Raw genomic sequence first — 24,814 nt, forward strand, 5'->3', positions numbered from 1 at the left:
GTGATTTCCCGTCAGCGTTAAGCCTGCATTGAGGAAATTGCGGCACGCTCGCGCGGATGCCCGGCGGCGACGTCGGGTCGGGTGAGGCGGCGGAAGATGACGACCTGGACTGTTCAGGGATTGTATGGGGCCCAGTTCCAGGTCGAGGGCGGAGGCTCGACGCTCTGGCCGGGGGCGCAGTTCAAGGTCGATCCCGCCTGGGATTATTCGACCTCGCGGCGGACGTTCGTCTTTTCCGATGACGACAGCTCGCTCTCCGGCGACAGCAATTACATGGCCGACGAGCACGGCAACGATTCGACCCAGAGCGTCGCGGTCTATGACGCGGGCGGCACGCTGCTTTATTCCGGGCAAGTCTATGTCGAATGGTCTTCGACCTTCACCGACCCCTCGGGCACGGTGGTGCACATGTTCACGCTGGAGATCGGCGGCACGATCATCGGCGAGGTGGCGACACGGCCGCTGACGCCGGGCGTGACCTACCACGTCTCGGGCGTCAACGACGGGATGAACGGCGCCGACGTGTCGAGCGGGCCGCTGTACGATGCGCTGGCCTCGATGACCTTCGATCCCGATCTGGTCAACGTGATCCAGGGCGGCGCCTACAACGACAGCATCGCGGCCGGGGCGGGCAATGACACGATCGCCACGGGCGACGGGGCCGACACGATCGATGGCGGCGCGGGCAATGATTCGATCACCTTCGGCGCCGGCGGCGACAGCGTGCGGGGCGGCCTTGGCGACGATTACATCGACGATTATGTCGGCGCGGCCGGATATGTCTGGAATGACAAGCTTTTCGGCGATGCGGGCAATGACACGATCTGGGCCGGATCGGGCAATGATCTGGTGGATGGCGGCGCCGACAACGACTCGATCCTCGGCGAGGGCGGAAATGACACGCTGCTTGGCGGCACGGGCGCCGACACGATCCAGGGCTGCGCCGGGGATGACAGCCTCGATGGCGGCGCGGGTGTCGACGTGCTGTCGGGCGGGACCGGTCAGGACACGCTGCATGGCGGGGACGGCGCCGATCTGCTGGCGGGCAACGGCGGCAACGATCTGATCTACGGCGAGGCCGATGCCGACCGGATCTATTTCGAAACCGACTGGGGCAGCGACACCGTCTTTGGCGGTGGGACCACCACTGCGGGCGGGACCGATTTCGACGTGCTCGACTTCAGCTCTGACACGCTGGGCGGGGTGCGCGTCACCTTCACCGGCTCCGAGGACGGCACGGCCACCCAGGGCAACAATTCCGTCAGCTTCGACAATATCGAGGGGATTTACGGCACCGGCTTCGCCGACACGGTGGATGCGGCCGCCGACGCCTCGGGGCTGATGATCGACGGGGCGGGGGGCAATGACAGCCTGACCGGCGGTTCCGGCGCGGATGTGCTGTCGGGCGGGGCAGGGGACGACACCCTGTCGGGCGGGGCGGGCGATGACACGCTGTCGGGCGGGACCGGCGGCAACGAGCTTCACGGCGAGGGCGGGTCCGACACGTTTCTTTATTCCCACGGCGATGGCAGCGGGCTGATCTTTGGCGGCGAAAGCGGGTCCGATGTCGATGTCTTGCAGCTGTCCGGGCCGGGGGCGCAGATCACCTGGCTGGACTGGGGGGCGGCTTCGGCGACCTATGCGGGCGACACCGCCTCGATGTATTTCACCGAGATCGAGCGGGTCAACGGGACCGACGCCGCCGATGAGTTCAACGCCGCCGAAGCGCTGACAGAGGTCACGCTGGATGGCGGGGGAGGGGCCGACACGATCCTCGGCTCGGCCTTTGGCGACAGCCTGATCGGCGGCGCGGGAGACGACCGGCTGACCGGCGGCGCCGGGAATGACAGTCTTTCGGCCGGGCTTGGCGCCGACACGATCGTCATGGCCGATGGCGCGGGCAACGATTTCATCACCGATTTCAACCTGTCGCTGAACGGCGCGCTGACCGCCGACCAGCTCGATGTCACGGAGCTGCACGACGGGTCGGACAGCCCGGTCACGGTCCGCGATGTGACGGTCACCGATGACGGGCTGGGCAATGCGCGGCTGACCTTCCCCGACGGCACCTCGGTCACGCTTGTGGGGATCGCGCCCGCCACGGTGCAGGCGCCCGGGATGCTGCATGCGATGGGCGTGCCCTGTCTGGTCGCGGGCAGTCGCGTCGCCACGCCGCGCGGCCCGGTGCCGGTCGAGGATCTGCGCCCGGGCGATCTGGTCACGGTGCGCGACGGCCCGCCGCTGCCGGTGCTCTGGATCGGCACGCGCCGGGTCGGCGCGGCGCAGCTGGCCGCCGATCCGCAGCTGCGCCCGGTCGAGATCGGGGCCGGGCGGCTTGGCAATGCCGGGCCGGTGCGGCTTTCGGCGCTGCACGGCATCGCGGTGCCGGGCGGTTTTCTGGCGCGGGCGGGGCATCTGGCGGCGACGGGCTGGGGCGGCGCGCGGGTGCGCCACGGCCGGTCGCGCGCGCAGGGCGGGGTGCTTTATCTGCATCTGCTGCTGCCCCGGCATGCGCTGCTCTCGGTCGAGGGGCTCTGGGTCGAGAGTTTCTGGCCTGGCCCCATCGGACTCGCCGCCCTGGATCTGGCGGCGAAAGCGACCCTGATTCGGGCGCTTCCGGCCCTGGCCGGGGTGGTCTGGGCCGGGGAGCCTGTCCAAAAGGCCTATGGCCCCCCCGCGGGCAAGTTTTTGCGGCGCTGCCAAATTGATCGTGCGCTCTGTGCGAACTGGTCGCACATCACCCGCGATTTGACGCATTCTGACGGTTTTGTGACCGAAGCGGCGGCGACGCGCACGGCTTTCACGGGAATGGGAAATCGCGGTTGAAATCCGGGGGCGGCACTGTTTTAGTCAGCCCCACGGGAGCTAACGAACCAGAAAAACCACGGGGAGCCCGCATTGACTGCGACAACGACCGACGAGGGATTCGTCGTCTTCGACCATGTGCAGAAAAGCTATGACGGCGAGACGCTCGTCGTCAAAGACCTGAACCTGTCGATTGCGAAGGGCGAATTTCTGACCATGCTCGGGCCTTCGGGTTCGGGCAAAACCACCTGCCTGATGATGCTTGCGGGCTTCGAGACGGCGACGAACGGGCGCATCCTGCTCGATGGCACGAACATCAACGACCTGCCGCCGCACAAGCGCGGCATCGGGATGGTGTTCCAGAACTATGCGCTGTTCCCGCATATGACGGTGGCGGAAAACCTGTCCTTTCCACTGGAAGTGCGGGGCATGGGCAAGGCCGAGCGCGAGGCCAAAGTGATGCGCGCGCTCGACATGGTGCAGATGGGCAAGTTCGCCCACCGCCGTCCGGCGCAGATGTCGGGCGGGCAGCAGCAGCGTGTGGCGCTGGCCCGCGCGCTGGTGTTCGATCCGGCGCTGGTCTTGATGGACGAACCGCTGGGCGCGCTCGACAAGCAGCTGCGCGAACACATGCAGTTCGAAATCAAGCACCTGCATGACAGCCTGGGCCTGACCGTCGTTTACGTGACGCATGACCAGGGCGAGGCGCTGACGATGTCGGACCGCGTCGCGGTGTTCAACGATGGCCGGATCCAGCAGCTCGCCCCGCCGGATGAACTTTACGAACGGCCGAAGAACAGCTTCGTTGCGGGCTTCATCGGCGAGAACAACAAGCTGCCCGGCATCGTCGAGGAGCTGGACGGCGAGAAATGTCTGGTGCGGCTGGCGACGGGCGAGATCATCGACGCGACGCCGGTCAACATCCGCCACAAGGGGCAGCAGACACTGGTCTCGATCCGCCCCGAACGGGTGGAATTCAAGCCCGAGATGATGCCGCCGGGCGCCCATATGATCGGTGCCGAAGTGCTGGAAGTGATCTACATGGGCGACATCTTCCGCACCCGGATGAAGGTTGCGGGCAGCACCGATTTCGTGATGAAATCGCGCAACACGATCGGCCAGACCAAGCTGCATCCCGGTCAGCACGTGAAGATCGGCTGGCATCCGGCCGATGCCCGGGCGCTGGATCCGATGTAAGACCGGGCCGGGGGACAGATTTCGATGCGGCGGCCCCGCCGCATCACCGCAAAGCGGGGAAACATCCGCAGGCGGAACCACCAACAGAGCAACCAACAAGGGAGTAACCTCATGAAGAAACTTCTGATCGTGACCACCGCGCTGGCCGGCGTTTCCGCCGCCGCGCAGGCGGGGGAACTCAACGTCGTCTCCTGGGGCGGCGCCTACACGGTTTCGCAGGTCGAGGCCTATCACAAGCCCTTCACCGCGATGACCGGCGTCAAGATCAACTCGATCGACGCCGACAACCCGGCGACGCCGCTGAAGGCGCAGGCCGAAGCCGGCAACGTCACCATCGATCTGGCCGATGTCGAACTGTCGGATGCGATCAAGATGTGCGACGAGGGCCTGCTCGAGCCGATCGACCCGGCGACGCTGCCCGCCGCCCCCGATGGCACCCCGGCCACCGAGGACTTCGTGCCGGGCGCGATCCAGGATTGCGCCGTGGCCAGCATCGTCTGGGCGACCGTCATCGCCTATGACAAGACCAAGGTCGGCGATGTCATGCCGACGACGGTGGCGGATTTCTTCGACACCACGAAATACCCGGGCAAGCGCGGCATGCTGAAAGCGGCCAAGCGCACGCTGGAACTGGCGCTTTACGCCGATGGCGTCGCCCCCGACCAGATCTATGAAGTGCTGGGCACCGACGAGGGCGTGAAACGCGCTCTGGCGAAGCTCGACACGATCAAGAAGGACATCGTCTGGTGGGAAGCCGGGGCGCAGCCGCCGCAACTTCTGGCCGATGGCGAAGTGGTGATGACGAACGGCTACAACGGCCGCTTCTTCGCCGCCGAAGTCGCCGAGGGCAAGCCCTTCGGCACGGTCTGGGACGGCTCCTACATGGATTACGACCTCTGGGTGATCCCGAAGGGCGCGCCGAACCTGGAAGATGCGAAGAAATTCCTCGCCTTCTCGACCGACACCCAGCGTCTGGCCGATCAGGCGAAATGGATCTCCTACGGTCCGGCGCGGAAATCCTCGAACGCGCTCGTCGGGCTTTACCAGGACGGCAAGACCGAAATGGCGCCCTACATGCCGACCAGCCCGGAAAACATGAAGGCGCCGATCTGGACCGACCCGACCTTCTGGGCCGACCACGACACCGAGCTGAACGAAAAGTTCAACGCCTGGCTCGCCGGCTGATCGCCTGATCTCAGTGTTTCAGGACGGGGGCAACCCCGTCCTGTCCTGCCGCCGACCGCAGTCCGCTGCGGCGGGGCATCGTTCCATGACCGGGGAACCGAATGACCGACGCAACCGCTGACCTTTCCCATGCGCCTCTGACCACCGCCGACGGCCGCCCGCTCAAGGCGGCGCTGGCCGAATCCCTGGCCGTGCGCCGCCGCCGTGCCTTCCTGCTCGTTGCGCCGCTCTTTCTGTTCATCCTGATCAGCTTCATCGTGCCGATCGGACAGATGCTGTTCAAATCCGTCTACAATGACGGCTTTTCCGCCAATGTCCCCGCGCTGAGCGCCTGGTTCGACGCCCATCCGCCCGGCAGCGCCATCGACGAGACCGCCTATGCCGCGCTGCAGGCCGATCTGGTCGAGATGAAGCGCACCAAGACCGCGGGCGTCGCGGGCACCCGGATCAATTACGACGTCGCCGGGACGCGCTCGCTCTTCACCGCGGGGGCGCGCGGCGCCGACAAGATGAAGCCGCCCTACAAGGAGGCCTTCCTCAAGCTGGACAAGAAATGGGCCGATCCGAATGTCTGGCGCGCGATGCGCTCGGCCGCCTCGCCCTTCACGATGGATTTCTATCTGGCCGCGAACGATCTCAAGCGCGACGAGGCGGGCGCGATCGTCGCGGTCCCCGAGGGGCAGGCGGTCTACAAGAAGCTGATGCTGCGCACGCTGACGCTGTCTTTGGAAATCACCGCGATCTGCCTTTTGATCGGCTTTCCGATCGCCCATCTGCTGGCCACCCTGCCGATGCGCAAGGCGATGCTGTTGATGATCTTCGTGCTCTTGCCGTTCTGGACCTCGCTTCTGGTGCGCACGACCGCCTGGATGGTGCTGTTGCAGCAACAGGGCGTGCTGAACGATCTGCTGGTCTGGCTGGGCGTGATCGATGACAAGGGCCGCATCCAGATGATCTACAACGAGATGGGGACGATCATCGCGATGACCCATATCCTGTTGCCCTTCACCATCCTGCCGCTTTATTCGGTGATGAAGACGATCCCGCCCAGCTATGTCCGCGCCGCCCGGTCGCTGGGGGCGACCTCGTGGACCGCCTTCCGCCGGGTCTATCTGCCGCAGACGCTGCCGGGCGTGGGGGCAGGGGGGCTTTTGGTCTTCATCCTGGCGATGGGCTATTACATCACCCCGGCGCTGGTCGGCGGGGCGGACGGTCAGATGATCTCGAACCTGATCGCCTTCCACATGCAGAAATCGCTGAACTGGTCGCTGGCCGCCGCCTTGGCCGCGCAGCTGCTGATCGTCGTGCTGATCTTCTTCTGGATCTACGACCGCATCGTCGGCATCGACAAGATGAAGCTCGGCTGAGAGGACGCACCCATGGCCCTTCCCGTCTACGCAAGCCCGCTCGAAAAGCTGTGGCACTACACCTATCTGGTGCTTTGCGCGCTGATCCTTCTGTTCCTGATCGCGCCGATCATCATCGTGATCCCGCTGTCGTTCAACGCCGAGCCCTATTTCACCTTCACCGAGAAGATGATGACGCTCGACCCCGCGGGCTATTCGCTGCGCTGGTATGACAGCCTGATCACCTTCGGGATGCAGAACCCCGAGGCGCCGCGCGACATGGCCTTCTGGTGGGATTTCTGGCAGAATGCGACCTGGGTGCAGGTGACGAAACATTCGGTGATCATCGGGGTGTTCGCCACGCTGATCTCGGCCGGGCTTGGCACCATCGCGGCGCTGGGCCTGACGCGGCCCGAAATGCCCTGGCGCAAGCAGATCACCGCCGTCCTGATCTCGCCGATGATCGTGCCGATAATCATCTCGGCCACCGGCATGTTCTTCTTCTACTCCGGGCAATGGGTGCCGGGGATCGATGCGCAGGGCCGGTTCGAATGGGGCCGTCTGGCGGGCACCTATCCGGGCATCATCCTCGCCCATGCGGCGCTGGGCATTCCCTTCGTGATCATCACGGTGACGGCGACGCTCTCGGGCTTCGATCAGTCGCTGGTGCGGGCGGCGGCCTCGCTGGGCGCCAATCCGCGCACGGCCTTCTTTCGGGTGCAGATGCCGCTGATCATGCCGGGCGTGGTTTCGGGCGGGCTTTTCGCCTTCGTCACCTCGTTCGACGAGGTGGTGGCGGTGCTCTTCATCGCGGCGAACGATCAGCAGACGATCCCGCGGCAGATGTGGAACGGCATCCGCGAACAGATCAGCCCGGCGATCCTGGCGGTGGCGACGCTGCTGGTGATCATCTCGGTGGCGCTTCTGACGGTGGTGGAACTGCTGCGCCGCCGCTCGGAACGGCTGCGCGGCGTGAGCCCGGCCTGACACGGCCTGCCAGATCCGAACCGCAGAAAAGGGGGGCTGTCTGCCCCCCTCTTTTGCTGCGCAAAATTCACCCCCCGAGGATATTTGCGCCAAGGTGAAACCAGAAGGGCAAGGGGCCGCGCCTCCCCTTTCACCTTGGTGCAAATATCCCGGGGGGAGTCCCGCAGGGACGGGGGGCAGCGCCCCCCCCTTGGTTTGCGGCGGCTTACGGCAGGATCGCGAGCCAGACCCAGATCGACAGGATCGAGAGCGCGGTGGCAATCAGCACGCTTGAGGCCGCCACCCGCTGCGCCGTGCCGTAAAGGTTGGCGAACAGATAGGCGTTGACGCCCGGCGCCATCGCCGCCGTCAGCACCGCCGAGCGCAGGCCCGCCGTCGGCACGTCGAAGACGAAATGCGCGAGGCTGTAGGCGATGCCCGGATGAACGATCAGCGAAAGCCCCGTGACCATGGCGATGGCGCGGCCGTCGCCCTCGGGGCGGTAGCGCAGCAGCACCCCGCCCAGACCGAAGAGCGCCGCGGGCAGCGCGGCCTTGGCGATCATGTCCATCGCCGCCATCAGGGGCCCGGGCACCGGCTGACCGCTCAGCGCCGAAAAGGCCTGCAGCGCGAAGCCGCAAAGGATCCCGATCACCAGCGGCGTGCGCAGGATGCCCGTCAGCGCGTTCCACCCCACGCGCGAGAGCCCCGCGCCGGTGCCGTGGCTGCGCACCCATTCCATCGCCACGATGCCCACCGTGTAGAAGAAGGGCGAGTGAAACGAGATGATCGCGAAATTGCCCGCCAGCGCGTCGGGGCCATAGGCGCGTTCGGTGATCGGCACGCCCAGAAGCAGCGAATTCGAAAACATCGCCGCAAAGCCGATCGCCACCGCATCGGGGCCGGTGCGGCCCAGCCAGAGCCGCGCCGCAAGGCTGCCGATCGCAAAGCAGGCCAGCGCGCCCGTGTAGAACGAGATCATCGGCCCGGGGTCGTAGCTGGCGGAGAGATCGAGCGTCGCGATCGAGCGCGCCAACAGCACCGGCACGGCGAAATTCTGTGCGAAGCGCATCAGCCCCTCGACCGCGGCGGCGTTGAAAAGCCCTTTCCACGCAACCACATAGCCAAAGCCGATCACCAGAAAGACCGGCAGGATGACGTCGATCAGCGTGCTCATGCGGCGGGAAGGTCCAGCACCATCCCGTCATAGGCGGCGCGGACATGGGCGGGGGTCTCGCGCTCCACATCCGAATGATCAAGGTCGATATGCATGTTGGTCAGCACCGCTTCCCTTGGCGCCGCCCGGGCGATCCAGTCGAGCGACAGCGCCAGATGCGCGTGGCTCGGATGCGGCTTGCGGCGCAGCGCATCGAGTACCCAGATGTCGAGGCCCTGCAGCACCGGCCAGGCCGCCTCGGGGATGGCCGAGACATCGGGCAGATAAGCCAGCCCGCCGATGCGAAAGCCCAGCGCCGGGATATTGCCATGCGCGACGCGGAAGGGGGTCAGCCGCACCGGCCCGCCCGCCCCCGTCACGCTGAAGGGGCCGTCGATCGTCTGCAGATCGCAAATCGGCGGATAATCGCTGCCCGCGGGCTGCACGAACGCATAGCCGAAGCGGTTGATCAGCGCCTCGGTCGTCGGTGCATCGGCCCAGACCGGCAGCCGCGCATGCATGTTGAAGGTGATCTGCCGGATGTCATCGAGCCCGTGCATGTGATCGGCATGCGGATGGGTGAAGGCCACGGCATCCAGCGTCGCCACCTCGGCGCGCAGCAGTTGCTCGCGCAGGTCGGGCGAGGTGTCGATGAGGACGCGGGTGATGCCCGCGGCACCGATCCGCTCGATCAGCATCGAGCAGCGGGTGCGGCGGTTTTTCGGGTTCGCCGGATCGCATTCGCCCCAATGGCCGCCGATGCGCGGCACGCCGCCCGAGGAGCCGCAGCCAAGGATGGTGAAGCGCAGCCGGTCAGCCATGGCGGGCCTTTGCGAAAAGACGGTCGAAATTCGCGGTCGTGGCGGCGGCGAAATCGGGCAGGCTCAGCCCGAAGACCTCGGCGCCGATCCTCGCGGTATGGGCGGTATAGGCGGGCTCGTTGCGGCGGCCCCGGAAGGGCGGCGGGGCAAGATAGGGCGCGTCGGTTTCCAAGAGGATCCGGTCCAAGGGCGCGGTCTTGAAGATGTCGCGGATCTCTTGCGATTTCGGGAAGGTGGCGACGCCGGACATGGAAAGATAGCAGCCGAGTTCGAGCGTCACCCGCGCCAGCTCCGGCCCGGAGGAAAAGCAATGCATCACGCAGCCAAAAGGCTGGCGCGCCATCGCCTCGGTCAGGATCGCGGCCATGTCGTCATCGGCGGCGCGGGAATGGATGATCAGCGGCAGGCCGGTTTCCTGCGCCGCCTCGATATGCAGCCGCAGCGAAACCTTTTGAATTTCAGCGCTTTCGGCGGTGTAGTGATAGTCGAGCCCGGTCTCGCCGATCCCCACAAATTTCGGATGCGCGGCAAGCGCGACCAGCTCCTCGAGCGTGGCGAGGGGTTCCTCGGCGGCGCTCATCGGATGGGTGCCCGCGGCCCAGAACACGCCCTCATGCGCCTCGGCAATCGCGCGCACCTGCGGCACGCTGCGCAGGCGGGTACAGATCGTCACCATCCGCGTCACCCCGGCGGCACGGGCGCGGGCGACGACCTCGGGCAGTTCCTCGGCAAAGTCGGGGAAATCGAGGTGACAATGGCTGTCGACAAGAAGCGGAAGCGGCGCGGTCAAGGGACTCTCCTGCCGCCTAGGGCGCGGCGTTGATGGCAAGAACCATATCCATGACCAGCGTCGCCGGGTCAAGGTTGACCGCCTTGCCATGCCGCGCCCGCGCGCCCAGATCCTGATGCAGCCCGGCCCATTTCTGCGCCGCCGCGCCATCGGGGCAGAGCCGGGTGAGCAACGCCGCCTCGCCCGGGGCGGCCTCGGGTTGCGGCGCCCCGGTCAGGCCCGCACGGGCAAGGCGGGCCAGAAACAGGTCCATCAGGCCGAGCATCAGATCAAACCGCGCCTCGTTGCCACGCCCGGTCATCCCCTCGGCCAGGGCCCAGGCCTTTTGCCGGTCGATCCGCGGCAGGCCACTCATCAGCCCGACGAGCGCGCGATAGGCGTCGAGCCCGTCGAGATTGATCAGCCGGATCGCCTCGCCGACCGAGCCGCCGGCAAGGGCCGAGAGGGCGAGGGTGTCTTCGGTTTCCGCACCGGCCCCCGCCAAGGCCTGCGCCAGATCCTCGGGGGCAAGTGCCGCCAGCCGCAATTCGCGGCAGCGCGAGCGGATGGTGGGCAAAAGCCGCGCCGGTTGATGCGTGACCAGAAGGAAGGTGACCAAGGGCGGCGGCTCTTCGAGCAGTTTCAACAGCGCATTCGCCCCGGCCGTGGCGAGTTCGTCGGCCGCATCCACGATCACCACGCGCCGCCCGCCGTCCGCCGCAGACAGATGCAGGAACGAGGTCAGCTTGCGCACCTCGACCACGCGGATGTCTTCGGAGAGCGCGGTTTCCTTGTCATTCGGCCCACGTTTGAGGTGGAACAGCCGCGGCTCTGCCCCCGCCAGAATCCGGCGGCAGACCGGGTGATCGGGGTCAGACTCCAGACTGCGCGCCGGCTCGGGGGCGCCGAAGAGCCCGCCGCCATCGTCGAGCGGCTGGCTCAGCAAGAACCGCGCAAGGCGCCAGGCCAGCGTCGCCTTGCCGACGCCGCGCGGGCCGGTCATCATCCAGGCGTGATGCAGCCGATGCGAGGTGAAAGCGCTCAGGAAATCCGCCTCGGCCTTGTCCTGGCCGTAAAGATGCAGGGTCTGGCGCGGATGGGGGGCGCCCTCGACCTGGGTCGGATCGGGAAGCTCGTCGCGGCTCATGCGCGGGCCCGAAGCGCGGCAAGGGTAAGGGCCAGAACCTCGGCGGCGACGGCACCGGGCGCATGATCGCCTTCGATCACCTTGAAACGGCTGGAAAATTCCTGCGCAAGGGTCAGAAAACCGTCGCGCATCCGGGCCTGCATCGCCAGCCCCATATCCTCGAAACGTTCCTCATGGCCGCGCCGCCCCTTGGCGCGGGCAAGGCCCACTTCGGGATCGATGTCGATCAGGAAGGTCAGGTCCGGCTCGCGCCCGATCATCAGCCGGTGCAGATCATCGACGAGCCCGCGCAGATCGCCGCGCGACAGCCCCTGATACATCCGCGTGCTGTCGGCGAAACGGTCGCAAATGACCACCTTGCCCGCAGCCAGCGCCGGGGTGATCGTGCGTTCCAGATGGTCGCGCCGCGCCGCGGTAAAGAGCAGGATCTCGGTCTTCGCCGACCACCGGTCGGGATCGCCCTGCAGCACGAGGGCGCGGATTTCCTCGGCCCCCGGGCTGCCGCCCGGCTCGCGTGTGCAAAGGACATCGCGGCCAAGCCCGGTCAGCGCCTCGGCCAAAAGCCGCGCCTGGGTGGATTTGCCCGAGCCGTCGATGCCCTCGAAGGTGATGAACATCGGCTCAGCCGGCCACCATCTGGCGGGTCTGCGTCAACAACCGGCTGGCCGCCGCGGCGAAGCGGACGAAGAAACCGCCCTCGGCCACGTCGGCTTCCGCCACCAGCGGCACCGTGCGCAGGCCCAGCCCCGGCACGGTGATTTCCAGCCGCCCAAGCTCGGTCCCCGCCGTCACCGGCGCGGTGACCGGGCCGTCAAAGACCGCCTCGGCCTTCACCCCCTCGGCCGCGCCCGCCGGGATCAGCATCGCGACATCGGCCGCAGGGACCAGCCCGACGCGGTCGTCGGTGCCCAGCCAGACCGGCGCCTCGGCCAGCCGCGTGCCCTTTTGCGCCACCGTCTTCATCACGAATTGCCGAAACGCCCAGTTCGCCACCGCTTCGGCTTCGGACGCCCGGTCGGCCTCCGACGCCAGCCCCGAGATCACGAAGACGATGCGCCGATCGCCCATCACCGCCGAGCCGACAAGGCCATAGCCCGCCTCTTCGGTGTGGCCGGTCTTCAGCCCGTCGGCATGCCAGTCGGCGGCGGCGATCTTCAACAGCGGGTTGCGGTTGTGGGCATTGGCCGGGGCGCGGTTCTTGTAGTTGAACTGGGTTTCCGAAAACAGCGGGTAATATTGCGGGAATTGCGTGATCAGCCGCACCGCCAGAATGCCCAGATCATGCATCGACATGCGCTGATCGGGATGCGGCCAGCCCGAAGCATTGGCAAAGGTCGAGCGCGTCATGCCCAGCATCTTCGCCCGTTCGGTCATCGCCGCGGCAAAGGCGCCTTCCGAGCCCGCCAGCCCCTCGGCCACGACGACGCAGGCGTCATTGCCCGAATTGATCACCACGCCCTGCATCAGCTCGCGCACGCTCGGCCGGTCCATCTCGTTGAGGAACATCGTCGAGCCGCCCATCTGCTTGGCCTTGGTCGAGACGGCAAAGGTGGTGTCCAGCGTCACCCGCCCCTCGGACAGCGCCTCGAACAGCATGTTCAGCGTCATCAGCTTCGACATCGAGGCGGGCGGCACCGCGATACCGGCGTCCTTCTCCAAAAGCACCGTCTGTGTCGTCAGATCATAGACCCAGGCGGTGCGGGCGCGGGTGTCGAAGGCCGCGGCGGGCAGGGCGGTCAGCGCCGCAAGCGCGGCAAGGGCAAGCAGTCGAAGGGGCGACATGGCGGTTGCGTCCTTATCTTGAGACGGCATAGGCGTCGGGGAAGCCGAGGCCCTTGATCTTGGCAAGCAGCGCGGCCTTGTCGGCGGCCGATCCGGTCGTTCCGGCGACCACGCGCCAGAAGGTCTTGCCCTTGGCGGTCTCGGTGCGGATCGTGCTGGCGATGCCCGATTTCTTCAGCTGGTCGGCGGCGCGTTTGGCATTCGCCTCCTGCGAGAAGATGCCGATCTGCACGAAGCCCTTGCCCGCCGCGGCGGGCTTGGCCGGGGTTGCGGCGGGTTTTTGCGGCGCGGGCGCGGTCGCGGCGATGGCAGCGCCTGCCGCGGCGGCGATCTCGGCACCCGGTTTGCCCGCGCCCTTCGGCGGCGTGGCCGCGGGTTTCGCGCCCGGTCGCGGCGGCGCGCTGGCCAGCGGCGTCGCGGCGATATCCTCGGCCGGGGGCAGGGCGTCCTTGACCGGGGCGGCGGTGGCGGCCGGATCGGCCTGTTCCTCGCGACGCAGCGCCACGACCGAGAGCTTCGTCGGCGCCCCCGCCAGCATGTCCAGCGCCGCGGCGGCATCCGAGGAGACCTGCAGCTTCGGCCCCGGGTTTTCGCGCTCGCGGCGGAACAGCGCGCCGATGACGAACTTGCCATTGGCCGGGTTGCGGATGATCACCCGTTCGGGGTCTTTCACCGTCGGATGCGCAACCCAGACCCCGCCAAGCGAGGGACGCCCGTCCCAAAGCCCCGCATCATTGGCGGAAAACACCTCGGGGGCTTCGACATCGCGCTCGACGATGCGGGCCGAGGTGGCGGCGGGTGTCGCGCCGTCTTTCGGGGCTTCGGCCGGGTCGGCGCCGTCCCCCGTCAATTGGCATCCTGCCATCGTCAGCGCCGCTCCCAGCGCCAAGACCCACCGCATCGATCCTGTCATGCCCGTCTGCCCCTGCCCGTTCGTTCCGCCAGTCCCGACCGCAGGCCGTCTCGGCCCGTCGTCCGGCCTCGGCCGTTGTTGCCGCAGCCCCTTGGCGGGACCGTCCCAAACCGGGGTCAGGCGCCGCCGCCCCGGCGTTTCGCACCGACTGTAGCGGGTTCGTCGCGGCAAGAAAAGCGCGTGCGGGCGGCGGCTGCGGATTTCATCGGCCGGATGCTTTCAGAATCGCGTGAGAGCGGTTAGGGCAGGGGCGAAGGAAGTGTGGCCGAGTGGTTTAAGGCTCTGGTCTTGAAAACCAGCGAGGGGGAGACCCCTCCGTGGGTTCGAATCCCACCGCTTCCGCCAATTCCTAGTGTTTCAATATAATCATTAAGAATCAAAGGCATAGGCCGATCCGCCTTGGCGTTCCCACACATGTTTTCCACACATGTTTTCCACACAGGCGATCTGCAGATGCGACTTGGTTTGAACGTCGAATCGGCGCTGGCGTACTGGTTTGTAGCGCGCCACGAATTTTTGCAGTGCGTGACACCCGAATTTGCAGCAGACGCGTTTACGTGAAACAGCCCATCTGTGCCGAAGCTGCTGAGCGATGCCAGGGCGAAGCATTTCGATCTTGGCAAGGGGCCAAAGGGCAAGGTGGCCGTGGCCCAGTTCGAGCGGGCTTGGGGCCATCTTCTTGAGATCACCGGGGACATTCCCCTCGACCATCTCAGCCGCGACCATGCCAACGAATTCGTGCAGAGGCTGATCAAAAGGGGGCTCAGTGCTGAAACGGGGAAGCGCTACTTGGCTCAGGTGCGCCCCGTGATCCAAACAGGTCTGCTTGAGTTCGAGATGAGCAAGGTCAATCCCTTCGAAAAGCTGACGATTCCCAACCGTGACGAGGGGCCACGCAAGCCCCGAGACACCTTCACAATCGAAGAGTTGATGGCGATTCAGGCTGCTTGCCGCGAAAAGGACGACGAACGGCGGTGGCTGATTGCGATGCTCTCGGACACGATGACCCGCTTGGCCGAATTGCAGCAGATCATGAAAGAGGACGTTCGGCTGAACGATCCGGTCCCCCATGTCAGGCTTCGCGTGACCGAGGTTCGCGGCCTGAAGACGGGACTCTCTGCGAGATCGGTTCCCTTGGTCGGTGCCGCTCTCTGGGCTGCCCTGCGCGCCATGACGACCGAAGGAAAGTTCCGCTTTCCTGAAGGTTTTTCGACGTGGACCGCCACCATCCGGCGGCCACCGCAGCGCCGCGGTCCACGTCGAAAAACCTTCAGGAAACATGCAGGCACTTCGAAAAGTTCTCGGCGAGAACGACAAGCTTGCGTATCTAACGATGATGACCGCTCGGCTCGCGGAAATGAAACGGGTTCTCAAGCGTGATGGCTGCATATTTTTGCACTGCGATCCAACTGCGTCCCATTACCTAAAAATGGTTCTCGACATTATCTTCTGCCCACAGTGCTTTGTGAATGAGATCATCTGGCAGAGGTCTCAGGCGAAGGGCGACAGTAGGCGAAGGTTCGGTCGCAACCATGACGTCATATTGATGTATGGCAATGGAGATGGATATGATTTCCATCCGGTCTTCATGGAAACGGACGAGGAATATGCTTCGCGCTTCAACAAGGATGATGGCGATGGCCGGGGCGCTTACCACTCCGCTCCCCTAGATAGTCCAAGCCTCAGGCCCAACCTGATCTACAAGTACAAGAACTACGAGCCCCCAGCAAAAGGCTGGCGTGTCTGGTTCGAAGAAATGCAACGGCTTGACGCGGACGGACTATTGATGTTTCCCGAACGCCATGATCAGCGGATCAGGCGTAAACTCTACCTCTCAGATGCGCCTGGTCCGATGCTGGGTGACGTGTGGACAGATATTCGACCACTTCAAGGTAGTGCACGCGAATCTCTTGGATACCCAACTCAAAAACCCATATCTTTGCTGCAAAGAATTCTGGCGTGCGCGTCTTCGGAAGGAGATGTCATCCTCGATCCTTTTTGCGGTTGCGGAACTTCGATCCATGCTGCGGAAGCGATGGGACGCCACTGGATCGGCATTGATGTGGCGTTTCAAGCGATGCGCGTGGTTGAAGACCGCCTCAAGAACTCCTTCCCCGGGATCAGCTATGATGTCTTCGGTATCCCGACGAGTGAGAGCGGTGCACGTTGGTTGGCGGAGAACGACCCATTCAAGTTCGAGGAGTGGGCAGTAAACATAATTGGCGGTATGCATTCCGGGAAGTATCGTTCGGACGGCGGCGTCGACGGCTCCTTCTATTTCCTGACAGGGAAAAACGACACCAACAGCCGCGGAATCATCTCCGTGAAGGCTGGCAAGCACTTGAACCCAGGGATGATCCGGGACTTGGCTGGAACGCTTCATCGAGAGCGAAAGTTTACTGATGGCCCCAATGCTATTGCCGTGTTCATCTGTGCGGAGCGTCCTACAAAGGGAATGCTTGATGAGGCGCGTTCGGCTGGTGTCATTACCATGGACTTCGGTGACTACCCCGCCTTGCAAATCCTCTCGGTGGAGGACATTTTTTCCGGAAATGGTATCCGAGTTCCGTTCCTATATGACGTCGTCAGCGCGGCGGCGGCGGGGCGTAAGAAGCTTGGACAGAAATCGCTTTACCTCGACCCGCGAGAGTTGGCGCGACAGCGGCAATTCCTATTCTCGATCACCAGTCAAGCGACCAGCGCAAAGCAATTGCCGCTGTTTTCGGAAACGAGGATCATGCCTGAACCAATTTCAAAAGCTGGTTGACGAGTCAAAGCGCCACCCAATCCTTGATCGCCGCGATCACGGCCTCCTCGTCATCGGCGGAGATGCCGAGGAACGGCCGGGCCGGGATGTCTCCCCAGGGGATCGAATGGAAATGGCGCCGCCCGCGCTTGTCGATGCCCATGAAGGCCCCGAATGCGCCTTGCTCGGCGCCGAATTGCATCACGGCCGACTGGATGGCGCGCGAGCTGATCCGGGCCCAGTCATCGCCCGAGGCGGTGGCGAAGTTGGTGATCGAGCTCAGGCTCTTCGTCGGCCCGATCAGCGGTTTGAGGGACACCGGCTCCTTGCGCGCCTCGTAGGCGGCGATTGTGGTCGAGCTCTTTGGCGCCCAGGGCGTGCCGTCGGGCGCTGTGCCCGTCTGAAACCGTTCGACGGTACTGTCGAGCAGCAGCTCGGCGATCTGCGCCATGAGATCGCCCTGGTTGGCAAGCTTGCCCTCGATCCCGGCCAGCGTGGCGGTGATCTGCTTGTCGTTCACTTCAACGGAAATCACTGCTATACTTCTTTGGCTGGCGCGGGACATCGACCGCTGCGGATTGGCCGTGGGTGCGCTCAGGGCGTAAAGGTCGGGGACGCGCCAGTCTTCACCCACATCGTGACGAGAGAAAGCCTGCGGCGTCCGGCCAGCAGCTCGAAGACCGCGACGAGGGTTTCTTCGCCGAAGCGTTTCGTCAGAAGGATCCGAGGCCCGCGCCCGGGTTTCTGGTCGGCCGGTTCAAGGCTGTCGGGCGCGTTCAAGAGAGCGCCGAGGCGGCCGAAATCATAGGCCGTCACGGCGCGCTGCCCCCGGGTCCGCTCCAGCTCGGGGGTGCCGTGCTCGGCGATCGCATGCCGAACGGCGCTCTCCTCTACTAGATAGTCATAGAGAGCAGGCTTGAGCAGTTGCCCCAGAGCCCCCTCGATGCGCGTGGCATCGTGGGTCGTAACCAGCCCGAGCGTGCGCTGCGGCTCGACCAGGACATCGGGCGAGATCGGCGCCCCGCCGCGCTCGCCCTGAACACGCTCGACCCAGCGTCGGATGGTGTCGGCTGTCGACGGCGCATCGCGATAGCCGGTGGCGATGGCATCTCGGGTCGCGGCCGGAACCTCGTGCATGAAGTTCGTCGCCAGGCTGGTCGGCCATTTCCCGGCTTTTTCGGCCAGCGCCGTGATGGTGTTGGCAATGGTGGCGCCAGGCGCGTGATCCCAGCCGCGGTCGATGCCCTTCGGGGCGCCGGTGCGCGGATCCGGCATCGCCCAGTCCGTCGGCAGCTTCTTCGCCGGATCGCCACCGAGACGGATCGCCATCGCGATGGACATTGCGCCGCGCACAGAACAGCCGCAGCCCCAGCCGTTGGGCGGGAAGTGGCTTTGCCAGAACGGGTGGTCGATCGGCAAGATCAGGCCATCCCACGCCAAGTGCTGCAGGCGCGGATGCTCGGCATTGCTGTGCCGATAGACGAGGAAACTGAAGCCCTTAGCCTTCAGCTGGGCCCAGCGGCCCGCGGCGTAGGAGGTCGAGATGTTCGTCTTCCAGATCACCTTGGTGCGCCAGGCCTCGCCCTTGGCAGTGCCTTCGCCGGTCCAGCCGTGCCAGCCGTGCTTTTCGACGATCGCTCGGAAATCGCGCCGGAACACCTCCAGCCCGGTGCCCTCGGTCAGCGAGCGATCGACGGCGCCCAGGATGTCGGCAATCAGATCCTGCTTGATCGCGCCCGCCACCATGCCCGCTCGATCATGCGCCGGACCCGAGATATCGTCCCATCGCGTGGTACCCACAAGGTTGCGCAGGCGCAGCCTGAACGCCGCCACCTGTTCGTCGAAGGGGCGGCGCAACAGGAGCGCGAGCGGATCGTCAGCCATCGAGCGCGTCCTCGCGCCCGGCGAATTCGGCCGCAAGCATCGCGGCCGCGAGACGGTTTGCCAGGCGCTGCGTTTCGGCCTGGCCGAAGCCTTCTTCGAGCATCGCCCGGAATTCCTCGATCGTGCTGGCGGCGGTCAGCATGGCCTCGATCCGCTCGATCATCGCCACGACGACCGGCTGCGCTTCGACCCCCAGACGCTCGGCCAAGGCACCGATCTGGTCACCCCCCGAAATTTCGCCCGTGGAGGCCCCTTCTTGCTGCAGGGCCACGTCACCCCCAGACCGCCCCGCACCCCCTTTAATTTTCCCGGAGATCGCTTCAATGACCCCTTTGCGCCCCGTGGGGTCGGTCGGGTCGGTGGTTGACGGCTGGTTGCCGCCGGAAACCGGCCGCAGGATGCGCGCGCCGGGTTTCGGCTGCGCCCATCCGAACCGCGCCCGGGCCTCGGCCTCCTCGATCTCGACGCCGTTGCGCACGAGCACATCGAGCGAGTCGGCGATCAGCTTCAGATCCTCGGCCTTCGGGCGGGCGATCTTCAGGCGAGGGTAGCGTTTCTGCGGCCCATATTCGAGCTGGATCCACGGTCGGATAAGGTCGCGGTTGAGGATCGCCGCCAGAGCCATCGCGTCGGCGGTCTCGATGTCCTCCTGGACAAGCCGGTGTTCCTGGCCGACCGCATGCCCGCCCGCAATGGCGTCGGTGGTCGCGGTCTGGCCCAGTACCGCCTTCGAGATCTGCTGATCGAGGTGGGCGATGCACTTTTCGTAAAGGTTAATTGAAGCGCCGACGGATTTCGTTTCGACGAAGTCGATCGACATCGTGTCGGGGATGAGCCTTCATCGCGGCGATAAAAGGCTGCAACTCCACGATCAGCCTCTGCGCTGCCGTTGCCAGGTCTGCATCGGCGATCCCGTCGAATTCCGCGACGGCCTCAAGCCCCGCGAGGGGGTGGTAGCTCAGCCGGCACAGGCGGAAACGGATCCGCTCCGGGTCGTTGCGCCGTGCCGCGTCGCGCGTGGCGGAACAGGTGAACCGCGCCGGGGTGCCGGTGGCATCGGGCGGCAGGGTGATCCCCTCGAGGGGGAGATGGTCGCGCAGCAGGATCTCTTCGATGTCTGGTTCATGGGGCACCGGGCGCAGGGTCACGCTGCGCGAAAGCGGCGCGGCGCACCATGGGCTTGCGGCGGCCTCGGGGAGGCGCGCGCACCAGTGCGCCCTGCTTTCAGGCGGAGCTGTCTCAAGCGACGAAACCGGGACAACCCCGAATCGTCCCGCCGGGTCCGTGGCCTCGAGTGTGATCCACTCAAGCATCGCCGGTTGTCCCGGCGCGGCCGGGGGCGGACCGCCCTGCAGCAGATCATGGGCCTGCGGCCGGGCGTCGAGCGCGGTGATCACGCAGACCCCGGGCGCGGCAGCGGCGCCGCGCGGGCAAGATGTCTTCACGCGGATCTGGGGGGTAAAGGGCAGTTGCAGCCGAAGCGTGCCGATCTGCGCCGCGAGCGGCGCGCGCGCAAGCTCCGCCCAGCCCCGCGCATGGGCCACGCGCGCGCTTGCGCTGCGGATCTCGAAGCCGATCCGGTCGGCGAAGGGGGCGGTGATCAGGCCAAAGGCAACCAGTGCCGCCACAAGCCGCGTGGGAAGCGAGGCCAGCCCCGCGACGAGACGACAGGCGACATAGGTGACCGGCGCACAGGCTGCCATCGGCAGGCCAAGCGGTGCAAGGAAGAACGTCAGGGTCAGCAACACGCCCAGAAGGCCTGTGCTGCCAAGCACGATCTGTTGCACCGGCTTTGCATGGCGCCAACCCGACACAGAGAGGCCGAGCAGGCCCGACAGCAGGCCGAGGACGGCGATCCAGAACAGGGGCGCGGGGGACATCGTAAAAAGACCTTTTGAAATCACGTGCCGCACAGGGCGTTCTGATGGACACGAGGATCACCCGATCTTGCCTGCGCGACAAGCAGTTTCCAAACCGCGCGCTGCCGTTGGCTGCACGAACGGACCTGCGTGCAAAGCGACCGAAGCCGGGCTTGCCCCTAACCGGGATGCAGTTCCACGCAGTTGAGATTGTGATGAAACGCCGCAAACACCGCCCCGATGACGGCCCCGGAAAGAACCGCGACAAGCGCAAGGGTCCATCTGCCGCGTCTTGCCAATCCGACACCCAGGGCCAAGCCGATCAGGAAAGACCCCCCGCCGCAGGGGTCGAAAAGCGTTGACAGCAGGCATGCGGCGTAAGGTGTCATCGCAGGGTTCCGCCGCAAATTGGCCTGTGAAACGTCCCGGCGGTTCGACCCTGCGCAGGGTCGGGCGCAAGCCCATCCGCGATCGCATCGGCCGCATTGCACCTTGGCGCGGGGCATGAAAGGGAACAAGGACCACAGCCGGTAGGACGTTGCACAATGTTCCTCACGGCCCTGATGTTCGGGATGATGGTCCTGATCCTGTCCCTCCAGCTCTTGGGCGGATTTCCGCGCCTTTACCGGCCCTTCGGCAAACTGTCCGACGCGGAGCTGCGCCGCCTGATCCCGCATCTCTTCCTGATCTTCCCGGCGATGGCGGCCTTCGTGGTGTTCCACCGCTTGGTGCTTCTCATCCTGCCCGCGGCGGTCGGGCTCTGGTGCGGCGGCCGCATCCGCCGCCCCTGCGCCGCCTGTGGCTTTGCACGCCGGAACCCGGCTTCCTTTCCACACTCGCGCCGGTCTGACGCCTCTTTCCGCCCTTGCCGCATCCGGGTAGTCTGGCCGCATGACCAAGAAATATCCCCGCACCTTTCATTTGCCGATCTCGCCCGGTGCCAGCAGCGACGACAAGATCATGACCTCGCTAGAGGGGTTGATCTGCGACGATCTGGTGATCACCGAAAAGATGGACGGCGAGAACACGACGCTGCACCGCGGCGGCTGCCACGCGCGCAGCCCCGACAGCCGCAACCACCCCTCGCGCGATTGGCTCAAGGCCTTTGCCGCGGGTATCACGCCGCAGCTGGCCGGGGGCGAGCGGATCGTCGGCGAGAACCTCTATGCGCGCCATTCGGTGGGCTACGACGCGCTGCCCGCGTGGTTTTTGGGCTTTGCCTGGATATTGGGCGACGAGGTGCAGCCCTGGGATCTGACGCTCTTGCGGTTCGAGGAACTGGGCATCACGCCGGTGCCGGTGCTCTGGCGCGGGCCTTGGCGCCCTGGGCTCTTTGAAACCATCGCGGCGGGGCTTGACCCCGACCGGCAGGAGGGCTTCGTCGCGCGCGTGGCCGCGGCCTTCCCGGAGGCCGAGATGCCGCGCCGGATGGGCAAATATGTCCGCGCGGGCCATGTGCAAAGCGAGACGCACTGGATGCACGCGGCCCTTGTGCCGAACGGGCTGAAGGGCGCATGAGCCTTGCGCTCGGGCTTTTGTCGCACGATCCGCGGATCGGCAAGATTTTCCTTGCACCGCATCTGGCGGCGAAGTTCGGCGCGGGCACGTCCAAGATCCGCTTTCAGGGCTGCGCCGCCGCCCGGCATGACGATCACATCCATATCCAGCTGTGAGGCCCGCTTCCCGCTTGCGCTCAGCTGACGGGTCTGGCCAGCGATGTCAGCCGTCGGCTCAGACCCACGATCGCAAGACCCAGCCCGGTGATCAGGCAAAGACCCAATTCACCCCAGTCCAACGCGGCAAAACCGCCATTGAGTTTCGCAAAGCCGAACCCGACGCAGAGCGTGGTCAGAAAATTGACGGCGCTCTGTTGCGAGGCCGATTTCGGGATCAGCAGCGAAAATCCCGTGAACCCGATCACCACAGCCGCGCGCAAGCCCCAGTCGAGCCCCTCCGACAGGCTGATGCCGCCCTGGCCCACGTTCTCCAGCGTGGTCCGAACAAGGTCCGGGTCGTTGGAAAACAGGTCGTGCAGAAACACGCCCGATTGCCGATAGAGCTCTCTCCGCAGCGGGGCGGTGGCAAGGTCGAGGCCAATCGCAAGCGTGATCGGCAGGAAGAACATCAGCAGATGTCGAAAGACAAAGCCCATCTTGCCCCCCGGGCGGCTCAGCCAAGCGCGTCGATCGCCGCCGCCAGCTTCATCAGATCGGCGGCATAGAACCCGGCCGCATTGATGCAATTGGTCTCCAGCAGTTTCAAGCCGCTTTCGGTGCGGCAGATATCCATCACATAGGCGGGCGCGTAGCCGGGATTGAGACGGGCAAGATCCTGCGCAAAGGCAAGGGCATCCGCGTCGATTTCGGGCCGATAGGTCACCCGCGCGCCTTCCTTGTAAAGCGAGGCGGTGACGACCTCATCCCGCACGATCCAGATCCGCCATTCTTTCAGGATGCGCGCCGGTTGCGTCAGCATCATCCGCGTTTCAGGGCGCAGCGACCCCTGCGGGATCTCCTCGGGGTCGAGCGTCATCACTTTGCGGGCAATCTCGAGGATCTCGGACGCGGGGCGGACCTTGCCCGCCTGTTCCTTGCCATCCGCGACAGGGCGGAGGAACCAGAGCCGCCCGTCGTCTGCCAAACCTTCCGCGATCTCGCGCAAGGTGCAGAATTTGGCGCCCGGCCCATTGAGCAGATACGCGCCCCAAGGGGCTTCTTCGACGAAGGGGCGGATCGTGAAGACGCCCGGAGAGAGCCCCTTGGCCCGGGCATACCGCCAGAGCGTATAGGCGCCGAACAGCACCACCGCCTTCGGGTCGCGCACCTCGGGTTCGGGGATCAGATCGCCGACGAAAGGGACGACCTTGTGCCAGGAATAGGCGATCCCCAACCGGTCAAGCGCGTGGGCCAGTTTCTCCATGTCTTCGAAGGGCTGCAGGATCCACTGCATCGGGTTCGGGCCTCCGCCCCACAAAGGCAACGCGCAAGGCCCTTCCGTAGCATCCGCAGCCCGCAGCGTCACGATCCCTTCGTCCAGGACCGCAACCGGTCTCCGGCGGCATGGCACAAACCCGTTCGGGCGCCCGCAGACGGCTGAACCGCCCTTGCCGCAAGAAGTCTCGCGACTGTTCGGTCTGGCGCTGCTGCACCGCCCGAGTTCGGCGCCCGTGACAGGCCGCTGGGCGCCGACCGCATCGGCCGCGCCTCGACGTGCCTTTGTTCGAAGCACCCGTTCAGGCATGGCGCGGCGCCCATCCTGGCGCCTTCGCAACGGGCTGGGAGCGCACCAATGCCGCTGCAGCGGGGGCGCGGCCCAGCCCGGGCGCTTTGGCACGAACCGGTCATGCGGGGGCACGGTGAGCAAGTCCGACGGAGTTGGTCAGCCCCTCAGTCGTTTCCGGCCCCGGGGGCCATCCGGGAATAGATGGGGATCGTGATCGATCATCCCAGACGATCATCTTCAGCTTGCGGGCCGCGCCGCGAGCGGAACATCGAGCCATGGTTCGCCACGGGTTCAAGACCCATGGCGAGGGATCGCGCCCTCGAACGGGTCAAGCTGGACCTGGCTCGCGACAGGCGCCACCAGCCCGTCCATGCCCTTGCGGAGCGCGCCTTGGGCGCCATGGATTCAAGCCCGATGGCGCGCGATCGGCCCGGTGGCGAGGTGGATGCGGTCGCTCGGGGTGTGGTAGCTCATTGCGAGGCCCTCGACCCGACGCAGGATCTCGGCCAGCTGCTCGGTCGGAAAATCACCGCGCAGCGATATCTCGGCGTCGCCGATCCTGATCTGACAGGCTGCCGCGTCAGCGGCGCCTTTCGGTCGCGTCGGGCGCACCGGTTCCGAGGGCGTCCTCACCTCGACGAACTGCGGAGCGTTGCCCTGCGGCCGCCCCGGGGCGGCAGCTCGGGCAGCTTGGCGTGCGCTCCTTTTGCGACCAGCGACTCATTGGCGCCGGTGTCCTTCGCCACGGTAACGATCTTGCTGCCGGCCTCGATCTTCTTCACCGCCATCGCCTTGAGCGCATCGGGCCAGATCCGACGCCCGTTGGCGGCGGTGATCACCGGGCAACCCCAGACCGCCCCATCGCCGCCCTCACCCTCGTCCAACATCTCGACCTCTTTCGACCAGAGAGAGGGAGGTCATCGCAAACCCCTTATTCATTGGAACATGGGGTATATGCACCGCTTACGATGAGCGCGCGGCGGGCGTGTTCCGTGATCGGGGCAGATCGGTCGAAG

Annotated in this window: 25 protein-coding genes and 1 tRNA gene; 11 read left to right on the forward strand and 15 right to left on the reverse strand. The window is 65.8% G+C overall.

Translation table 11 applies throughout. From position 1 onward, the window contains the following. Window positions 1-96: 96 nt before the first annotated feature. The 5 genes from FBT96_RS12155 (at window position 97) to FBT96_RS12175 (ending at window position 7,520) form a co-directional block, all read left to right on the forward strand. Entirely contained in the window at window positions 97-2,826 is a 2,730-nt protein-coding gene (locus FBT96_RS12155; protein ID WP_136906996.1) for a Hint domain-containing protein, read from the forward strand. 72 nt (window positions 2,827-2,898) lie between these two features. After that, window positions 2,899-4,002 carry an ABC transporter ATP-binding protein gene (locus FBT96_RS12160; protein ID WP_136906998.1) on the forward strand — a complete coding sequence of 368 codons (1,104 nt, stop codon included), beginning with the start codon at window positions 2,899-2,901 and terminating at the stop codon, window positions 4,000-4,002. A 111-nt stretch (window positions 4,003-4,113) separates the two neighbouring features. Beyond that, a complete protein-coding gene (locus FBT96_RS12165; protein WP_136907000.1) occupies window positions 4,114-5,187 on the forward strand; it encodes an ABC transporter substrate-binding protein in 1,074 nt (357 codons plus the stop codon). 101 nt (window positions 5,188-5,288) lie between these two features. Next, entirely contained in the window at window positions 5,289-6,554 is a 1,266-nt protein-coding gene (locus tag FBT96_RS12170; RefSeq protein WP_136907002.1) for an ABC transporter permease, read from the forward strand. 12 nt (window positions 6,555-6,566) lie between these two features. Next, on the forward strand, window positions 6,567-7,520 hold the full coding sequence (locus FBT96_RS12175) for an ABC transporter permease (protein ID WP_136907004.1): 954 nt from the start codon (window positions 6,567-6,569) through the stop codon (window positions 7,518-7,520). 205 nt (window positions 7,521-7,725) lie between these two features. Here FBT96_RS12175 and FBT96_RS12180 read toward each other — a convergent pair whose 3' ends face one another. The 7 genes from FBT96_RS12180 to FBT96_RS12210 are packed head-to-tail and all read right to left on the reverse strand — an operon-like array spanning window position 7,726 to window position 14,075. Beyond that, entirely contained in the window at window positions 7,726-8,676 is a 951-nt protein-coding gene (locus tag FBT96_RS12180; RefSeq protein ID WP_136907006.1) for an AEC family transporter, read from the reverse strand. Next, complete coding sequence (locus tag FBT96_RS12185; RefSeq protein ID WP_136907008.1) at window positions 8,673-9,476, reverse strand: MBL fold metallo-hydrolase; 804 nt, start codon at window positions 9,474-9,476, stop codon at window positions 8,673-8,675. The genes FBT96_RS12180 and FBT96_RS12185 overlap by 4 nt, the downstream gene beginning before the upstream one ends. After that, on the reverse strand, window positions 9,469-10,266 hold the full coding sequence (locus FBT96_RS12190) for a TatD family hydrolase (protein WP_136907010.1): 798 nt from the start codon (window positions 10,264-10,266) through the stop codon (window positions 9,469-9,471). The genes FBT96_RS12185 and FBT96_RS12190 overlap by 8 nt, the downstream gene beginning before the upstream one ends. Before the next feature lie 16 nt (window positions 10,267-10,282). Next, window positions 10,283-11,392: a DNA polymerase III subunit delta' gene (locus FBT96_RS12195; RefSeq protein WP_136907012.1), complete on the reverse strand. Its 1,110-nt coding sequence runs from the start codon at window positions 11,390-11,392 to the stop codon at window positions 10,283-10,285. Next, on the reverse strand, window positions 11,389-12,009 hold the full coding sequence (gene tmk, locus FBT96_RS12200; RefSeq protein WP_136907014.1) for a dTMP kinase: 621 nt from the start codon (window positions 12,007-12,009) through the stop codon (window positions 11,389-11,391). Before tmk ends, FBT96_RS12195 begins: the two co-directional genes overlap by 4 nt. A gap of 4 nt (window positions 12,010-12,013) precedes the next feature. Next, window positions 12,014-13,174 (reverse strand): D-alanyl-D-alanine carboxypeptidase family protein, encoded by a 1,161-nt coding sequence (locus FBT96_RS12205; protein WP_136907016.1) that lies wholly within the window; start codon window positions 13,172-13,174, stop codon window positions 12,014-12,016. A gap of 13 nt (window positions 13,175-13,187) precedes the next feature. Continuing rightward, complete coding sequence (locus tag FBT96_RS12210) at window positions 13,188-14,075, reverse strand: SPOR domain-containing protein (protein WP_249306463.1); 888 nt, start codon at window positions 14,073-14,075, stop codon at window positions 13,188-13,190. Window positions 14,076-14,342: 267 nt separating this feature from the next. Between FBT96_RS12210 and FBT96_RS12215 the strand changes: the two genes are divergently transcribed. From FBT96_RS12215 to FBT96_RS12225, 3 genes are all read left to right on the forward strand, one after another. Then, a tRNA-Ser gene (locus tag FBT96_RS12215) sits at window positions 14,343-14,432 on the forward strand. A 228-nt stretch (window positions 14,433-14,660) separates the two neighbouring features. Continuing rightward, on the forward strand, window positions 14,661-15,467 hold the full coding sequence (locus tag FBT96_RS12220; RefSeq protein ID WP_136907020.1) for a site-specific integrase: 807 nt from the start codon (window positions 14,661-14,663) through the stop codon (window positions 15,465-15,467). Continuing rightward, window positions 15,424-16,854: a site-specific DNA-methyltransferase gene (locus FBT96_RS12225; protein WP_346655941.1), complete on the forward strand. Its 1,431-nt coding sequence runs from the start codon at window positions 15,424-15,426 to the stop codon at window positions 16,852-16,854. The genes FBT96_RS12220 and FBT96_RS12225 overlap by 44 nt, the downstream gene beginning before the upstream one ends. 4 nt (window positions 16,855-16,858) lie before the next feature. Here the strand turns inward: FBT96_RS12225 and FBT96_RS12230 are convergent, their stop codons facing one another. Genes FBT96_RS12230 through FBT96_RS12245 form a run of 4 tightly spaced genes read right to left on the reverse strand, consistent with a single transcriptional unit; the run spans window position 16,859 to window position 20,597 of the window. Next, window positions 16,859-17,368: a phage virion morphogenesis protein gene (locus FBT96_RS12230; protein WP_136907024.1), complete on the reverse strand. Its 510-nt coding sequence runs from the start codon at window positions 17,366-17,368 to the stop codon at window positions 16,859-16,861. 59 nt (window positions 17,369-17,427) lie between these two features. Further along, on the reverse strand, window positions 17,428-18,717 hold the full coding sequence (locus tag FBT96_RS12235) for a phage minor head protein (protein WP_136907026.1): 1,290 nt from the start codon (window positions 18,715-18,717) through the stop codon (window positions 17,428-17,430). Further along, window positions 18,710-19,537, reverse strand: a complete 828-nt coding sequence (locus FBT96_RS12240) for a phage portal protein family protein (RefSeq protein WP_136907029.1) — start codon at window positions 19,535-19,537, stop codon at window positions 18,710-18,712. Before FBT96_RS12240 ends, FBT96_RS12235 begins: the two co-directional genes overlap by 8 nt. Next, complete coding sequence (locus tag FBT96_RS12245) at window positions 19,491-20,597, reverse strand: hypothetical protein (protein ID WP_212635388.1); 1,107 nt, start codon at window positions 20,595-20,597, stop codon at window positions 19,491-19,493. The genes FBT96_RS12240 and FBT96_RS12245 overlap by 47 nt, the downstream gene beginning before the upstream one ends. 44 nt (window positions 20,598-20,641) lie before the next feature. Between FBT96_RS12245 and FBT96_RS20705 the strand changes: the two genes are divergently transcribed. The 3 genes from FBT96_RS20705 to FBT96_RS20710 all read left to right on the forward strand — a co-directional run bounded on the left by FBT96_RS20705 (window position 20,642) and on the right by FBT96_RS20710 (window position 22,249). Then, window positions 20,642-20,938, forward strand: a complete 297-nt coding sequence (locus FBT96_RS20705; protein WP_169583411.1) for a hypothetical protein — start codon at window positions 20,642-20,644, stop codon at window positions 20,936-20,938. 529 nt (window positions 20,939-21,467) lie between these two features. Next, window positions 21,468-22,094 (forward strand): RNA ligase family protein, encoded by a 627-nt coding sequence (locus FBT96_RS12260; RefSeq protein WP_136907032.1) that lies wholly within the window; start codon window positions 21,468-21,470, stop codon window positions 22,092-22,094. After that, a complete protein-coding gene (locus FBT96_RS20710) occupies window positions 22,091-22,249 on the forward strand; it encodes a hypothetical protein (RefSeq protein ID WP_169583413.1) in 159 nt (52 codons plus the stop codon). Before FBT96_RS12260 ends, FBT96_RS20710 begins: the two co-directional genes overlap by 4 nt. Before the next feature lie 20 nt (window positions 22,250-22,269). Here FBT96_RS20710 and FBT96_RS12265 read toward each other — a convergent pair whose 3' ends face one another. The 4 genes from FBT96_RS12265 to FBT96_RS12280 form a co-directional block, all read right to left on the reverse strand. Beyond that, the gene (locus FBT96_RS12265; RefSeq protein ID WP_136907035.1) at window positions 22,270-22,728 is read right to left on the reverse strand and encodes a hypothetical protein; all 459 of its coding nucleotides are present in this window, start codon (window positions 22,726-22,728) and stop codon (window positions 22,270-22,272) included. Window positions 22,729-22,745: 17 nt separating this feature from the next. Next, window positions 22,746-23,525, reverse strand: a complete 780-nt coding sequence (locus FBT96_RS12270; protein ID WP_136907037.1) for an ATP-grasp domain-containing protein — start codon at window positions 23,523-23,525, stop codon at window positions 22,746-22,748. A gap of 678 nt (window positions 23,526-24,203) precedes the next feature. Beyond that, complete coding sequence (locus FBT96_RS12275; protein WP_169583415.1) at window positions 24,204-24,431, reverse strand: hypothetical protein; 228 nt, start codon at window positions 24,429-24,431, stop codon at window positions 24,204-24,206. After that, a complete protein-coding gene (locus tag FBT96_RS12280) occupies window positions 24,428-24,685 on the reverse strand; it encodes a hypothetical protein (protein WP_136907041.1) in 258 nt (85 codons plus the stop codon). Before FBT96_RS12280 ends, FBT96_RS12275 begins: the two co-directional genes overlap by 4 nt. Window positions 24,686-24,814 lie beyond the last annotated feature (129 nt).

The sequence above is a fragment of the Rhodobacter capsulatus genome (assembly GCF_005144475.1).
GTDB lineage: Bacteria > Pseudomonadota > Alphaproteobacteria > Rhodobacterales > Rhodobacteraceae > Rhodobacter > Rhodobacter capsulatus_C.